Below are 15,604 nucleotides of genomic sequence, written 5' to 3' on the forward strand. Positions count from 1 at the left end.
CCCCTCCACCGGCAACATCAGCAGTCACCGTGTCGACCGGCGTGCCCGGCAACGCGTTGTTGCAGTTGGGGGCGCTGCTGCTGTGCTGCTGGCGTCCAGCGCGGTGGCGACCGCCGCGGCCACGGTCACCGGCACCGCCGGGCTGACGGCGGTCGCGTCGACCTCGGCGCTGGTCCATTCCGTGGACTCTTCTCCCACCACCGCGGCGGCCTCGGCGGACACCACGGCCGCGCCCACGTCCACTCCCACCGCGACGACCGCCGCTCCGACGGCCACCCCCGCGACCACGGCCACCCCCGCGACCACGGTCACCCCCGCGACCACGGCCGAGCCCACGGCAACGGCCACAGCCACGGACGCCGGCCCGGCCGGGTCGAATGCCGTCGGCGCCGCGCAGGCTCCCACCCCGCTGGCGGCGAGCACTGCGTCCGCGCAGGGCGGTGTCACCGCGAGCGCCCTGGCGGAGCGGTTCCGCGCCTACCTGGCCGGACGTCCCGGCTCGACCAGTGTCGCGCTGTACGACGCCGCGACCGGTGAGACCGTCGTCAGCAGCAGCGCGACGACCCGGACGGGATGGGAGACGGCGAGCACCGTCAAGCTGGACATCCTGGCCGCGTTGCTGTCGAAGACCGGTGCGAGCGGTCAGCTGACCGCGTCCCAGACGGCGCTGGCCAAGAAGATGATTTCGATCAGTGACAACGCGTCGGCGACCTCGCTGTGGAACCAGGCGGGCGGCAGCACCGGCATGAACGCCTTCTACCAGCGGCTCGGGATGAGGGCGACCACCGCCGGCGCCGGCGGCAAGTGGGGGCTGACGAAGACCACGGCGAGTGACCAGCTCGCGGTGCTCCGCGCGGTTGCCTACCCCAACACGACGCTGTCCGCCGCGGCCCGGGCCACGGCGAAGAGCCTGCTGGACAGTGTGATCACGTCCCAGCGGTGGGGCCTGACGGCGGGCGTGCCGTCCGGGGTGGCAGTGGAGATCAAGAACGGCTGGCTGCCCTACGACGGCGGATGGGTGATCAACAGCCTGGCCCATGTTCACGGCAACGGTCGCGACTACGTGATGGCTGCCTACACCCGGGACAGCGCCAGCGAGAGCACCGGCATCGCCACCGTCGAGGGCCTCTCGCGGATCGCCTGGGCCGCCGGGACCGTGCGGGGCTGACCTGGACGATGCGCGGCTGACGCGGCCTGGAACAGCTGCGTCAGCCGGGTGGCACCAGCTGCGAAAAGGTGCGAGGAGCGTGCTGGTCACCGCTTCCGGGTACGTACCTGTACCGGGGGACACGGAGGTCGCTGCGACGTGAATTCGGYCGGTGATGCGCGGCGGCCTCCGGTGCCTGTGCGACTGGTCCGCCGGACGAGCCCGGTTCTGGAACGAGGCGAGGCTGACGGTCCGGTCGACCTGTCTTCGCTGTTGTGGCTGTCGTGACTGGCGAACCACCGTCCAGGAAGGCGCTTGCGCTGTGCCGATTCTCTGTCGTCCGGCAGTGATGGTGCCGGAGCATGTGATTTCCATGGAACGGACCCTGGAGCTGGCCCGTCAGCTGCACAGCGATCATCCGCGGCTCGACCTGGTGCTGCGGCTCATCGAGAACACCGGGGTGCGTCAACGTCATCTGGTGCGTCCGATCGCGGAAACCCTGCGGCATCCGGGTTTCGAGGCCCGCAACGCTGCTTACGAGCAGGAGGCGCGGCAGCGGGTACCAGCGGTGGTGCACGCCGCGCTGGCCAGTGCCGGGCTCGACGTGGCGGACGTCAACGCGATCATCTTCGTCTCGTGCACCGGGTTTCTCATGCCGTCGATGACGGCGTGGATGATCAACCGGATGGGCTTCCGTAACGACACCCGGCAGATTCCGATCGCCCAGCTCGGCTGCGCCGCCGGGGGTGCCGCCATCAACCGGGCCGGCGAGTTCTGCCTGGCCTATCCGACGGCGAACGTTCTCATCGTCGCCTGTGAGTTCTGTTCCCTGTGCTATCAGCCGACCGATGACGGCGTGGGAAACCTGCTGTCCAACGGACTGTTCGGTGACGCGGTCGCGGCGGCGGTCGTCCGTGGGCAGAGCGGTCACGGCGTCCAGCTGGAGCGGAACGGATCCTTCCTGGTTCCGGACACCGAGGAATGGATCTCCTACGCCGTCAAGGAGACCGGATTCCATTTTCAGCTCGACAAGAGGGTTCCGGCGACCATGCCGATGCTGGCGCCGGCGCTGCGGACCCTGGCTAGCAGTCACGGCTGGGACGCCTCCGACCTCGATTTCTACATCATCCACGCCGGCGGCCCGCGCATCCTCGACGATCTGCGTGACATTCTCGGCGTCGATCCCGCCTTCTTCCGCTTCAGCCGGGCGACCCTCACCGACTACGGAAACATCGCGAGCGCGGTCGTTCTCGACTCGCTGCGCCGCCTGTTCGAGGACGACGCGCTCGAGCACGGCGCCCGCGGGCTGATCGCCGGATTCGGGCCCGGCATCACGGCCGAGACCTGTGTGGGTACCTGGCCCCGAGCCGTCCGCGGTGGCAGCGGCGGAGGTGGCGGCAGCGACCGCTGAGAGGTGGCGGCGACCGCTGAAGGGTGGCAGCGGTCACTGAGGCAGGAACGGCGCGAGCGGGTCACCTGGGCGGGCCCTTCCTGGGCTGCCCGGACGGGCTGTGTGGGAAAACCGTTTGATTTCCGGCCTCGTCGGTTCGATGAATGTCGCGGATGGTGCTTTTCCAGCCCAATCAAATGGCGACTCCAGCGTTCTTTCGGGCTGTCGGGTTAACGTGCACCCGGCGTCTGTAGTCGCGCCGAAAAATCATCTGGAGAGGGATCAAGAATGAATCAGCAGGAGCAGCGCCAGCAGATCGAGCAGCAGCTGCGCCGGAACTGGCGGCAGCTGCGCTACCGCCTGCTTGACCAGTTCGGCCAGGTCAGCACCTCGGACCTGGACGCGGCAACCGGGATCAACGACCTCGTCGCCCGGATCGCGGACCGGACCCACCACAGTGAGCGGTACGTGGAGAACCGCCTGCGGGAACTGGTGGGAATCGGCGCGGGCCAGGGCATCCAGTCCAGCGAGCGTTTCGGATCCGAGTCGGCGGGGCGGGACCAGCCGTTCGGCGGCTAGCAGCAGCGGGGGATTTCTCCACCGGCAGGCGCGGTACGGGGCCACGATCGACCGGGCGCGCCTGTCCTGCGTTCACAGCGCCGCGCCAGGCTGTTCTCGTCGCCCGGCGCGGCGTTTCCTGTGCCTGGTCCCATGTCTGGCGATGCCTGGCCCATGACTGGTGACGTGGCCGCGGCTCGGCCGGGCCTGTGCTCGCTGGCTGATCTCGCTGGTGGCCGGTGCGGTGGCGCCCGTGGGCGCGCCGTGCTCGGCAGGAGCGTCACCGCCGAGCTCGATCCGTCAGGGTTTCCCGCGGCATTCCGGGGCGGAGCACGCCGTGGGACACCAAGCAATTCGCACCAAGAGGGGCAAAAGGGGCGAATAGGCGCTTGGCGGCCCGCAAGATAGAACGATTCTGGTCGTCCCGACGACCAGAATCGTTCACTCTTGCGACTCGCCAGACCGGGCTCCCGGGTGCTCGGGCTCCCGGGTGCTCGGGCTGCCGGGTGCTCGGGCTGCCGGGCGCTCGGGCTGCCGGGCGCTCGGCGGTCCGGCCGCGTTCGTGGAGTGCGAACCTCCCCGACCAGCGATCTTGATCGGCGCCAGCGTGCGGCAGGCTCCAGAACGACGACCATCCGCGGATCTTCGAGCCGTGGCTCCGGGCTGCCGCTGTTCGCTGCTGCCGCTGTTCGCTGGGCTGGATCGGATGATCGTGGTCGTCGGGGCGACAAACATCCTCGGGTCTTCGAGTTCCGGCTCCGGGCTGCCGCTGGGCGTGGGCGGTCGGCGGTGTGCGGTCGGCGGTGTGCGGAGGACTGTGGCGAGCCTGCGTATACCGTCCTGCTTTATGGTGATGGGGTGAGCCACGGAGGACTTCGCGCCACGCCTGCCTTATGGGGTTGCGCCGCCTGGCTTCACATGGTCGGGGAGCTTCCTGCTCCGGCGGGATCGCGGTCGCGGAGGTCGTCATGGCAGGTGGGCTGAAGCGGCGGCGTTGGGGTGTGGCCGATGTGCCGGACCTGACCGGGAAGACGGCCGTCGTCACCGGCTCCAACACCGGAATCGGCTTCGAGGCCGCCAGACTGCTCGCCGTCAACGGGGCGACCGTCGTCATGGCGTGCCGCAACGAGGCCAAGGCGCTGGCCGCCAAGGAGAAGATCGTGGCCGCCGCCCCCGAGGCGGAAGTCTCCGTGCTACAGATGGACCTCAACTCGCTCACGTCTGTCCGCAAGGCGGCCGAAGCGCTGGTCAGTGAGCACCCGGTCATCGACCTGCTCATCAACAACGCCGGTGTGATCCTGCTGCCGCACGGTCAGACAGAGGACGGCTTCGAGCAGCATTTCGGCATCAACCATCTGGGCCACTTCGCCTTCACCGGGCTTCTGCTGGACGCCGTGCTGGCCGCCGACGCCGGCCGCATCGTGACGGTCGGCAGCAACGGGCACCGGATGGGGAAGATCGACTTTGAGGACCTCGCCTACAAGCGGAACTACAAGCCGCTGCGGGCCTACGGCCGATCGAAGCTCGCGAACCTGATGTTCTCCTATGAGCTTCAGCGCCGGCTCGAGGCGGCGGGGAAGACGTCGACGATCTCCCTCGCCGCGCATCCCGGCGGTGCGAACACCGACGTCGGTGGCCGGGGTGACACGCCGATCAAGCGGCGGATCAAGCGGTTCATCGACAGCATCCCCAACCCCATCGTGCATTCGGCGCTCAAGGGCAGTCTCCCCATGCTGCGTGCGGCGTTGGATCCGGAGGCCAAGGGCGGCGAGTACTACGGGCCGTCGGGGCTGCTGAAGATGACCGGTCACCCGGTTGTGGTGAAGTCCAACGCGGCGTCGCACGACGAGGAGGCCTCGAAGCGGCTGTGGGAGGCCTCGGAGCAGATGACGGAAGTGACCATCTCGCTCTGAGGAGCAGCCGGGTGGCCCCGTGGGCCCGTGGCTTTTCGATCCCCGGGCTTGCGCCCTCGCCCGATCCCCGGGCGTGGGTCATCGCCGGTGCGGGCTGGCGGCCATCCGCAGGCCCGCCGTAGGGGCCGACTGCAGTGCCTTGTCCGGTGGCCAGCTGCCGTGGGCGTGAACGATCCGCGGCCCCGGCCTTCAGGCGTGTCGGCGTCCCGGTGTGTCTGCGTGTGGGCGCGGTTGGTAGCTAGATGATTACTGGTTTTGGTGGCGGTGTGTCTTCTCCTTTGAGGGGGCCGGTGGACGTCGCCGTCGCCGAAGGTGTCAATAGGGGTCATAAGGGACGTTGGAGCCCGACGATTGTCGATATTAGTGGCATCGTCCTGAGTCCAATATTAATGAACTTCCATGTCAGTCGATCGGCGTAGATGTTGCCGACATCACTGCTCGGCTGGGAACGGTCGGATATTCGGTGGAAGGCGTGCTACAGTCGCGATGGCTCGAGGGCCAGAAGGCGCCACTGCCGATCCGGGGGGTTCTGCGTTTGACGCCAGCCAAGTCACAGGCGGCGGAGTCTGTGCGGTATGAGGTCATGCATCGTGCTCCGCGATTTCATTTGCGCGGCCGGCTGGCCTCGTGCTCTGAACAGTGCTGCTTCCGGGTGGTGCCCGCCTCTGATGAGGCCGCCCCGGCCCGATGCCGTATGCCCGTCCTCTGAAGCAAGTAAACGCAGTATGTCCTCATATGAAACTTAGCCCGAACGGGGCTTCAGGGCAGCTGCGCCTACAAATTCATGGCTCTTTTTGACATGTCGCCGACTGGGGGATCGGTTCATGCTGCCCATGAAGCCATACGGGCGTTCCGGAAATGAAAGCGCGGCGTGCCCTGTCGTGATGCCGAGAACAACCCGTGCCAGCGTGTCCGCGAAGGTCTGGCCGGCCCCGGTGTCGGGCGCCGGGGGCGCGGGGCGTGGAGCGTCGTGGTGAGCAGATCCGGCGCATCTGACCGCGGCGACGTCGGCGACGTCGATGTGGCGAGTCTGCTGCCACCTCCGCGCCGCCCGGAATCACCGACCGCGGCGGCACCGGCTCCGCTACCGGCCCCGACCGCGGCGGCACCGGCACCGCCACCGGCCCTGACCTCCGTTGCCGCCGCGGCTGGCGGTGCGGTGGCGTCCTCGCCAGCCGGGCCGCCGGCTGTCTCGGTAATCGTGCCCACCCGGAACGAGGCCCTCAACGTCGACCCGCTGCTGCGCCGGCTCGATGCCGCGCTCGCCGGCCTGACCTGCGAAGTCATCTTCGTCGACGATTCGGACGATGAGACTCCGGCAGCCATCGAGGTCGCGCGCCGCAGCTGCGGAATCCCGGTGCGCGTGTTGCACCGGGCTCCGCAGGAACGCCACGGGGGTCTCGGCGGCGCCGTGTGCGAGGGCATTCGGATGTGCGCCGCGGCCTACGTGGTGGTCATGGACGGCGACCTCCAGCACCCGCCGGAGACTGTTCCCGAGCTGCTGGCCACCGCGCGGGAACAGTCCGCGGATGTGGTCGTCGGCAGCCGGTACGTCGACGGCGGCAGTGCGAACGGCCTGGCCGGAAAAGGCCGCCGGCTGATCTCCTCCGGGTCGAACCGCGTCTCACGGCTGGTGTTTCCGCGGCGGCTGCGGGGCGTTTCCGACGTCATGAGTGGATTCTTCCTGCTGCGGGTGCAGGCGTTCGATGTCGACGCACTACGCCCGGACGGCTACAAGATCCTCCTTGAGCTGCTGGTTTCGGCCCGGAAGCTGCGGGTGCGGGAAATCGCCTACGAGTTCGGCGAACGGCAGGCCGGTGCATCCAATGCCTCGCTCACCCAGGGTGTGCGCTTTCTCCGCAGGCTGTTCGCGCTGCGGGTGCCGCGTCCGGCCCGATTCGCGCTCATCGGTATCTCCGGGCTGCTTCCGAACCTGGCCACAACCTGGCTGCTCCACCACGCGGCCGGTCTGAACTATCTGGTCGCGGCGACGGTCGGCACCCAGGTGGCGATTGTCTGGAACTTCGTCGGCTGCGAGCTGCTGGTCTGGCACGGTCCTGAGCGGGTTCCACTGCGTCGGTTCCTGCCGTTTCTCCTCATCAACAACGCTGACCTGGTCCTGCGGCTCCCGCTGCTGACACTGCTCGTCGACGGCTGGGGCCTCGGGGTCGGCCTGTCCACGCTGATCACTCTCGCCGTGGCCGTGGTTGCCAGATATTTCGTGGTCGACCGGACGATCTACCGGACGCGCTCGTTCGACGCCGACCCTCGAGCCGAGTCGCCGCCAGCGCAGGCGTCGGTGCCGGTGGCCAGGACCGCGGCGACCCGTTCGCTGCTTCCCGCGTCGGTGTCGGCACCGGTCTGCGCACCGACCGGCGGTGTGGTCGATCTGCGGCCGCAGATCGAGAACCCAGGGGTGGAGTGACCTGTGTCAGCAGCTGACCTGCGCCGGCCGAAGCGAGGCCGGGCCCGTCGCGGCCCGGCTCGCCGGCGTCGCCGAATCCTGGTGGCCGTGTTGGTGTTCGCGCTGGTCGACCTCGGCGCGCTGCTGCTGGTGGCACCGTCGGCGAACGCGATCACCTGCCCGGCCGGACAGTGGGCCGCGGACTACTACGAGGGCACCGGCCTGACCGGCACACCTGCCGGCTCCCGCTGCGACAGCGAGATCTACTTCACCTGGACGGACCAGGGCCCCGGCATCGGCGGCCTGGGCACGGAGAACTTCTCGGTGCGGTGGACRCAGACCGTCACCTTCCCCGCCGAGGGCACCTACACCTTCACCGGCGTGGCCGACGACGGGATCCGGGTGATCCTCGACGGCACGACCGTCATCAACGGCTGGGTGGACCAGGGGCCGACCGCCTACACGGCCGAGCCGCACATCACGGCCGGTCAGCACCAGGTGGTCGTCGAGTACTACCAGCACGGCGCCGGATCCGTCGTGGCCTTCGACTGGTCCGGTGGCCCGCCACCGACGGCGTCGTGCGAGCCTGGCCAGTGGTCGGCCGCCTACTACGCCGGGCGGACCCTGTCGGGCACCCCGACCCTGCAGTGCGAGACGGCCGTCAACCACGACTGGGGCGCCGGCGCGCCGGGGGTCGGCACGCTCGGGGCGGACAACTTCTCGGTGCGCTGGATCCGGACCGACACCTTCGAGGCGGGGCCGGTGACCTTCACCGCCACCGCCGACGACGGGATCCGGGTGTGGCTCGACAACACCCTGGTCATCGACGAATGGCGCGACCAGGGCACGCCGACGTTCACCGGGACCGTCCCCGCGGTCACCGCGGGTGAGCACACGATCAAGGTCGAGTACTACGAGGCCGGTGGGGGAGCCGTCGCCCGGGTCAGCTACGCGGGCGCGCCACCGCCGGCCCCGGTATGCCAGGCCACCCAGTGGTCGGCGTCCTACTTCGCCGGCACCGCGCTCGCCGGCAACGCGGTCGCGCAGCGCTGCGAGGACGCGGTCGACCACGACTGGGGGGAGGGCACGCCCGGCCTGGCCGGTATAGGGGCGGACAACTTCTCGGCGCGCTGGACCCGGACCGACACCTTCCAGGCCGGCCAGGTGACGCTCAACGCCACCTCCGACGACGGCATCCGGGTGTACCTCGACAACATCCTGGTCATCGACGAATGGCGGGACCAGGGTCCGGAGCCCTACTCGGAGACCGTCGACGTCACCGCCGGCACGCACACCATCAAGGTCGAGTACTACGAGAAGGGCGGCGGCGCGCTGGTCCGCGCCGGCTACACCACGACCGTCGAGACCGGTGTGTCGGCGTGTACGTCGATCGAGTGGTCCGCGTCCTACTTCAACAACAGAACGCTCGCCGGCGCTCCGGTCGCCGAGCGGTGCGAGGCTCCGCTGAGCTACGACTTCGGTGAGACCGGCCCGGGCGTGGGGGGCCTCGGCGGCTACAACTTCTCCGCCCGCTGGCTGCGCACCGACCGGTTCCGCGGCGGGACGACGACCATCTCCGCCACCGCCGACGACGGGGTACGGGTGTGGCTCGACAACACCAAGGTCATCGACGAGTGGCGGGCCCAGGGGCCGACGACCTTCACCGCGACCGTCCCGGTCACCGAGGGCGTGCACACCGTGCGGGTGGAGTACTACCAGGGTGACGGCGGCGGCCTCGTCCGGGCCAGCTACACCGGTGGCGGCGCACCCGGCCCGCTGCCCGCACCGCCGCCCGGCGGCTGCACCTCGAACTGCCAGGGCTCGTGGACGGTGCTGCCGTACGAGGCACCCGTCCGATCCATTCACGCGACCGTTCTGCGTACCGGGAACGTGCTGCTGGTGGCCGGCTCCGGCAACAACCAGCAGAACTTCGAGAACGGCGTGCTGACGTCCAAGGTCTGGAACCCGAGCACCGGTGCCTTCGCGGACGTCCCCACCGCGGACGACCTGTTCTGCGTCGGCCACACCCAGCTTTCCGACGGGCGGATCCTGCTGGCCGGTGGCACCAAGGCCTACCCGACGGCGACCGAGAACTACTACGGCCTGGACGTCACCTACATCTTCGACCCGATCGCCGGCACCTACGAGATCGTCGGGGACATGCCCGGCGGCGGGCACTGGTACCCGAGCCTGGTCAACCTCGGCAACGGGGACGTCTTCGCCACCGGCGGCCTCAACGAGACCGGTTCGGGCAACGTCTCGGTCGAGATGTGGGACGACAGCGCGCAGCGCTGGAAGCAGCTCAACGAGGTCCAGCAGACCTACTCCTACTGGGGCCTCTACCCGAACATGATCCTGATGTCGGACGGGCGCCTGTTCTACGCCGGCACGCACACCTTCGGCAACGCGCTGCCCGGGACGTCCGGCTCGGAGATCTACGACCTGGACGCCGGCACGATCACCGAGGTCGCCGGGCTGCGCGACATCGACTTCCGTGACCAGGGCGGCACCGTTCTGCTTCCCCCGGCGCAGRCCCAGAAGGTGATGACGCTGGGCGGCGGGAACTCGTACAGCCCGCTGGACCCGACCGCGAAGACCGACATCATCAATCTCAGCACCCCGGATCCGTCGTGGACGGCGGGCCCGGATCTCGCCGCCGGGAAGATGTACGTCAGCCCGGTGATCCTGCCCGACGGCAAGGTCTTCGAGACCGGCGGCGCGAAACACAACTACAACGAGTACGCCGTGCACGAGGCATCCATGTACGACCCGGTGACGAACACGTTCACCCCGATGCCGGCCGACCCGCTCAACCGGATGTACCACTCGTCGGCCTTCCTGCTGCCCGACGGCCGGGTCGCGGCAATCGGTAACAACCCGTCGGACGGCTCTTTCGACCTCGGTATCTCCGTGTACTCGCCGTGGTACATGAACCGTGCACGTCCGACTATTTCCGACGCCCCGGCGCAGTTCGACTACGGTGGCAACTACAACCTGACGGTCAGCGGCGGCATCGGCCGCGCCACGCTGATCCGTCCGTCCTCGGTCACCCATTCGTCCGACCCCAACCAGCGCAGCGTCGACCTGCCGATCACCGGCACGGGCACGTCGATCTCGGTCGAGATGCCGACGAACCCCAACCTGGTGCCACCCGGCTACTACATGCTGTTCGTCCAGGACTCCTCCGGTGTCCCGTCGGTGGCCCGATGGGTGCACGTCGGATGAGCCGGCTCGACCGGATCCGGATCCGGCGGCTGCGCGCGGGCCCGCGCCCGAGCCCGCGCGTCCTGCTGGCCCTCGGCACGGTGGTGCTGGTGGCCGGTGGGATCACGGTCGGCCTGCTGCTGGCCGGCGGCGGGTCGCCGGGCGCCGGCCAGACGGCGGGCGGCAGGCCGGCGACGGATCCCGCCGCCACCGCGACCACCGCCGCCCGTGATCCCGTGGGGATCCCGGTGGTGCGGCTGCCCACGCCGCTGGGCAACCCGGACCTGAGCGGCCGGGTCCTGCCGCGCGGCAACGGCAGCCCGTCGCCGGTGCCTCCGGGCGTCGACGGCTGCGACCGCAACTACGTCGACGCCAGCGACACCCGCACCTTCTGTGTCCCGCGGGTGGCCCCGGCCGGCCGGACGCTCGACTGCGACTTCCTGCGGGACGTCGGCCTGGCCCCGCTGCGGGTCGTCGGCGCGGACACCCTCGAACTGGCCGGCGCGGGACGCCAGGCCGGCCCCGGCGATGTGGTCTGCGCGTGACATCGATGCATGATCCAGCGCGTGCGTCGGTGCGTGTCCCGAGACGTGATCCGAGACGTGATCCGAAGCGGCGGGACCTGCTCGCGGTGGCGTTCCTCGGCGCCCTCGCCCCGCTCGCCGCCGGCTGCGGCACCGACAGCACCTCGGCCAGGGCCACCTCGGCCACTCCGGCCACCGGGGCCACCACGACCAGGCTGGCGGGTGCCGGGGAAACCACCGGCACCGCGGGAACGGCCCGCCCGGCGTCGGGCCCGGGATGGCACGGGACGGTTCCGCCGAACGCCCGCCCGAAGCCGTCGTTCACCCTCACGGACACGTCCGGGGTGCCGTTCGCGTTCGCCACCGCGACCGCGGGCCGGCCGGCGCTGCTGTTCTTCGGCTTCACGAACTGCCCGGACGTCTGCCCGACGACGATGGCCGACATCGCCGCCGCCCGCACGCTGGTCCCCACCCGGATCGCCGACGCGGTGCGGACTGTCTTCGTCACCACCGACCCGGCCCGGGACACCCCGGCCGTGCTCCGGCGCTGGCTCGACCAGTTCGACAGCACGTTCATCGGGCTGACCGGCGACCTCGCCGAGATCGACGCCGCCCAGCGCGCCGTGGGAATCCCGCTGGCGATCCGTCCCAGCCTGGCGCCCAGCCAGGCGCCCACCGCGGACTACAGCGTCGCGCACGCCGCCCAGGTCGCCGGCTACGGCGCCGACGACCGGCTGCGGGTCCTCTACTTCGCGAACGCGACCGTCGCCGACTACGCCGCAGATCTCCCGGAGCTCGTTGATGCACGTTGACCACGAGGTACCGCCTTCATCGCCGCCGCAGCCGCGGTCATCGCCGCCGGAGCCGGCGACGTCGGGCGGTGCCGACTCTCACGGTGCCGACTCCCGCCGGGCCGCCCTCCCGCGTCCGGCGCGGCACCGGCTGCGGCCACGGCCGCGGTTCTGGCTGCTGTTCGCCGCCCTCGGCCTGGTCATCGTCTGGGCGGCGATCAGGCTGGGGCCCACCGGGTTCGTCGTGGCGGCCTGGTCGGCGGTGTCATTGATCATGTTCATCGTGGCGGCCCTCACCCTGAGCCGCACCCAGTTCGCCTGGCAGCGCCCGGAGCGGGTGGATCACGTCGATCTCACCGACCAGGAGTCACCCCAGGTACCGATCTCCCTCATCGTGCCGGCGCGGGACGAGCCCGTTCTCGGCCGGACGCTGCAGCAGATCCTCGCCGGTGACTACCCGCACGAGCTGATGCAGATCCTGGTGGTCGTCTCCGAGGACGAGATCGACCGGGAGACCCGCGAGATCGCCCAGTCGTACGCGGACCGGTATCCCTGCGTCGAGGTGATCGCACCGCGCGGAGACCGGCGCAGCAAGCCCATCTCGCTCGAGGACGCCCGGCCCTACTGCCGCGGCGACCTCATCGGCGTCGTCGACGCCGAGTCGCTGATCGCCGCCGGTCTGCTCGGCCACGTGAACACGATCGCCGTGCGCCATCCGGACGTCGGAATCATCCAGGGTGGCGTCCAGCTCATGAACATCCGGGCGGCCCGCGGGCGGGATGGCGCATCCGGTGACGGTTCCGCGGAACCGCCTGCGGGCGATCCCGGGGGCGGTTCCGCGGAACCGCAGCGGCGCGGCCGGCACGGGCGGAGCGGCCGCGGTGGCCGAGGTGGCCGGCGTGGGCCGAAGGCGCTGATCGCCCGGTTCCTCACCTGGTGCAACGAGGGGACCTCGTGGTGGCGGGTCCGCAACTGCCTCGAGTACTACGTCTGGTTCATGTCCCGGCTTCGCTTCCAGGCACAGGCGCGGCTCATCCCGCTCGGCGGCAACACGGTGTTCGTCCGCCGCGACGTCCTCACCGCCCTAGGCGGCTGGGACGCCACCGCCCTCACCGAGGACTGCGACCTGGGGATCCGCTCGTCGGCGCGTGGTGTGCGGACGCTGGTCTTCTACCACCCGGCGCTGACCACCCGGGAGGAGACACCGGAGAGCCTGCAGAAGCTGGTGGTGCAGCGCAGCCGCTGGATGCTCGGCTTCATCCAGGTGCTGCTGAAGGGCGACTGGCGTGACCTGCCGACGCTGCGGCAGCGGCTGCTCGCGATCGAGATGCTGGCCATGCCGTTCTTCCAGGCCCTCGCCGGCCTGCTGCTGCCCACCTCGCTGATCCTGATCTTCGTGCTGCGGGCGCCGGTCGTCCTGGTGCTGCTCTACTGGCTGCCGCTCGGGATCGCGGTGATGCTCGTCGTCGCCGAGCAGGCCGCCTTCGGGGAGTTCCGCCGTTCCTATCGCCTGCGCTCGACCTGGCTGGACAGCGTGCGTCTCGTCATCGGCGCGCCGTTCTACCAGCTGGTGCTCTCGGCCGCCGCGCTGCGAGCCACCATCCGGCTGCTGCGCGGTCAGCTCGAGTGGGAGAAGACCACCCATCTCGGCGCGCACCACATCGTGCCCACCCCGCGGGATCCCAACTCCCGCGAACGTGATCTCGCGCCCCGCGGACTCGAAGGTGTCTCGTGACCACCACAACCGCCAGCCTTCCTGACGGCACCGCCCCGGCCGCGCTGGTGGCCGAAAGCCCGGCGCTGCCCGCGCAGCCTGTGCCGCGGGAGGGCGCTCTGGCCGGCGTGCGGGACGCGGTGGGACTGCTGGTACGCCGGGCCGCGGCCGCTGCCCGCGCGCACCGGACGGGGGTCGTGCTCGTCCTCGCCCTCGCCGTCGGCGCGGGACTGCTGCACGGCATCAACTTCGACGGCTGGCCCGGCCGCGTCAACGAGGACGAGGGCACCTACGCCGCCCAGGCGTTCGCGATCGAGCGCTGGGGCCAGATCTCCCACTACTCCTACTGGTACGACCACCCGTTCGGCGGATGGCTGTTCATCGCCTCCTACACCACCCTGACCCAGGCCTTCGACCGGACCGCGACCGCCGTCACCGCGGCCCGCGAGGCCATGCTCTGGGTGCACGTCGCCAGCTGCGTGCTGCTGTACATGCTGAGCCGGCGCCTCGGCATGCGGCGGTTCTTCGCGGCACTGGCGGTCGTGCTCTTCTCCGTCTCCCCGCTCGCCATCTGGTACCAGCGGATGGCGTTCCTGGACAACATCTCCACGATGTGGGTGCTTGCCGCCCTGGTCTGTGTGGCCTCCCCGGACCGCAGTGTCGGCGCGGCCACCCGGGCCGGCATCTTCATGGCGTTCGCGTTCTGGTCGAAGGAGACCAGCCTCGTCCTGCTACCGGGGGTCTACCTGCTGCTCTGGCAGAACCGGGACCATCGGAACTGGCGGTTCGCGCGGCGCAACTTCCTCGGTTTCCTCTCCGGCATCGCCGGAATCTACATCCTGTACGCCGTCACCAAGAACGAGCTGTTCGAAGGCGAAGGCCACGTATCGCTGTGGTGGGCGGTCAAATGGCAGCTGTTCGACCGGACCCCCAGCGGCAGCGTGCTCGATCCCGACAGCGGCACTCGCGGCATCGCCGATCTCTGGCTCGGCATGGATCCCTATCTGCTCGGTGCCGGGGCGGTCGCGGCGGTCGTCCTGCTGGTCGCGGTACGCCGGTTCCGCGCTGTCGCGTTCCTCCTGCTGATGCAGATCGTCTTCATGGCGCGAAACGGCTACATGCCCTATGCGTACGTGACGTCGATGTTGCCCTTCGCCGCGATCTGCGCGGCCGGCCTGCTCGACGTGGTCGCGCCGTCGCGCGGTATTCGTCCCCTGGTCGTGCTGGGTGCCCGCAACCCCGGACGCCGGCGGGTGGTGCCGAAGGCTCCGTCCTGGCTGACCGGTGCCATCCCGGCCCAGCGCGGCCGTCCCGAACCGAGCAGGCCCGGGGCGAACCAGCCTGGGCTGAGCGGGTCTGGATCGAGCGGGCCTGGGCCGAGCGGGCCTGATTCGCGCACGGCGGCCGACGGCGGAGGGCCGGTCGGCGGTCGCCGGCGGGTCGGGTTCTGGGTGCGTGCCGCCGCGGTCGCCTGCGTCCTGGCCCTGGGCGTGCTGACCATTCCGCCCCGGTGGGCGCCGCTGTTGCGCGACGCCATCACGGATGACGCCGGTGCCCCCAGCCGGGAGGCGACGCAGTGGTTCATCGACCACTACGAGAGGGGGCAGATCGTCATCACCGACGACAACATCTGGACGGACCTCGTGGTGGCCGGGATGGATCCGGTGCCCGTCTGGTTCTACAAGCTCGACCTCGACCCGGCTGTCCGGCGCACCGTCCCGAACGGCTGGTCCGACATCGACTATGTGATTCTGGGCGATCTGACCCCGACCACGCTGGAGACGCTCCCCACGGTCGCCGAAGCGATCGAGCACTCCGAGGTCGTCGCCTCGTTCGGTGACGGCGAGGTCATGATCCGCAAGGTGATCCCGCCCACCTGCACCGACGGGACACCACGAGGGGCCCGGTGCACCGCGCCGGCCGCCGGGGGGTGACCTTGGCTGGCGCCGGGCGGTGGCA

General features: G+C 70.1%; 10 protein-coding genes. All 10 read left to right on the top strand.

Features of this window, described 5'->3' with window-relative positions:
- Window positions 1-82 precede the first annotated feature (82 nt).
- Complete coding sequence (locus CcI49_RS10565; RefSeq protein WP_076826055.1) at window positions 83-1,168, top strand: serine hydrolase; 1,086 nt, start codon at window positions 83-85, stop codon at window positions 1,166-1,168.
- A gap of 301 nt (window positions 1,169-1,469) precedes the next feature.
- Window positions 1,470-2,558 carry a type III polyketide synthase gene (locus CcI49_RS10570; protein ID WP_116437379.1) on the top strand — a complete coding sequence of 363 codons (1,089 nt, stop codon included), beginning with the start codon at window positions 1,470-1,472 and terminating at the stop codon, window positions 2,556-2,558.
- 267 nt (window positions 2,559-2,825) lie between these two features.
- Window positions 2,826-3,116 (top strand): hypothetical protein, encoded by a 291-nt coding sequence (locus CcI49_RS10575; RefSeq protein WP_054570959.1) that lies wholly within the window; start codon window positions 2,826-2,828, stop codon window positions 3,114-3,116.
- Window positions 3,117-4,063: 947 nt separating this feature from the next.
- Window positions 4,064-5,008, top strand: a complete 945-nt coding sequence (locus tag CcI49_RS10580; protein ID WP_076826059.1) for an oxidoreductase — start codon at window positions 4,064-4,066, stop codon at window positions 5,006-5,008.
- A gap of 973 nt (window positions 5,009-5,981) precedes the next feature.
- Window positions 5,982-7,433, top strand: coding sequence for a glycosyltransferase family 2 protein (locus CcI49_RS10585; RefSeq protein WP_076826236.1), 1,452 nt, complete (start codon window positions 5,982-5,984; stop codon window positions 7,431-7,433).
- A 3-nt stretch (window positions 7,434-7,436) separates the two neighbouring features.
- Window positions 7,437-10,637, top strand: a complete 3,201-nt coding sequence (locus CcI49_RS10590) for a PA14 domain-containing protein (RefSeq protein WP_076826061.1) — start codon at window positions 7,437-7,439, stop codon at window positions 10,635-10,637.
- Window positions 10,619-11,161 (top strand): hypothetical protein, encoded by a 543-nt coding sequence (locus tag CcI49_RS10595; RefSeq protein ID WP_158230744.1) that lies wholly within the window; start codon window positions 10,619-10,621, stop codon window positions 11,159-11,161. The genes CcI49_RS10590 and CcI49_RS10595 overlap by 19 nt, the downstream gene beginning before the upstream one ends.
- A gap of 29 nt (window positions 11,162-11,190) precedes the next feature.
- Window positions 11,191-11,952, top strand: coding sequence for an SCO family protein (locus CcI49_RS10600; RefSeq protein WP_241839990.1), 762 nt, complete (start codon window positions 11,191-11,193; stop codon window positions 11,950-11,952).
- Complete coding sequence (locus tag CcI49_RS10605; RefSeq protein WP_076826065.1) at window positions 11,942-13,666, top strand: glycosyltransferase family 2 protein; 1,725 nt, start codon at window positions 11,942-11,944, stop codon at window positions 13,664-13,666. Before CcI49_RS10600 ends, CcI49_RS10605 begins: the two co-directional genes overlap by 11 nt.
- A complete protein-coding gene (locus CcI49_RS10610; protein ID WP_076826068.1) occupies window positions 13,663-15,579 on the top strand; it encodes a 4-amino-4-deoxy-L-arabinose transferase in 1,917 nt (638 codons plus the stop codon). The genes CcI49_RS10605 and CcI49_RS10610 overlap by 4 nt, the downstream gene beginning before the upstream one ends.
- The last annotated feature ends 25 nt before the right edge of the window (window positions 15,580-15,604 follow it).

The sequence above is a fragment of the Frankia sp. CcI49 genome (assembly GCF_001983215.1).
In the GTDB taxonomy this organism is placed as follows: domain Bacteria; phylum Actinomycetota; class Actinomycetes; order Frankiales; family Frankiaceae; genus Parafrankia; species Parafrankia irregularis.

Excerpts from the sequence above, each read along its gene's own strand:
- CcI49_RS10575 (WP_054570959.1), top strand. The coding sequence starts at position 2,826 with ATGAATCAGCAGGAGCAGCGCCAGCAGATCGAGCAGCAGCTGCGCCGG.
- CcI49_RS10580 (WP_076826059.1), top strand. The coding sequence starts at position 4,064 with ATGGCAGGTGGGCTGAAGCGGCGGCGTTGGGGTGTGGCCGATGTGCCG.
- CcI49_RS10595 (WP_158230744.1), top strand. The coding sequence starts at position 10,619 with ATGGGTGCACGTCGGATGAGCCGGCTCGACCGGATCCGGATCCGGCGG.
- CcI49_RS10605 (WP_076826065.1), top strand. The coding sequence starts at position 11,942 with ATGCACGTTGACCACGAGGTACCGCCTTCATCGCCGCCGCAGCCGCGG.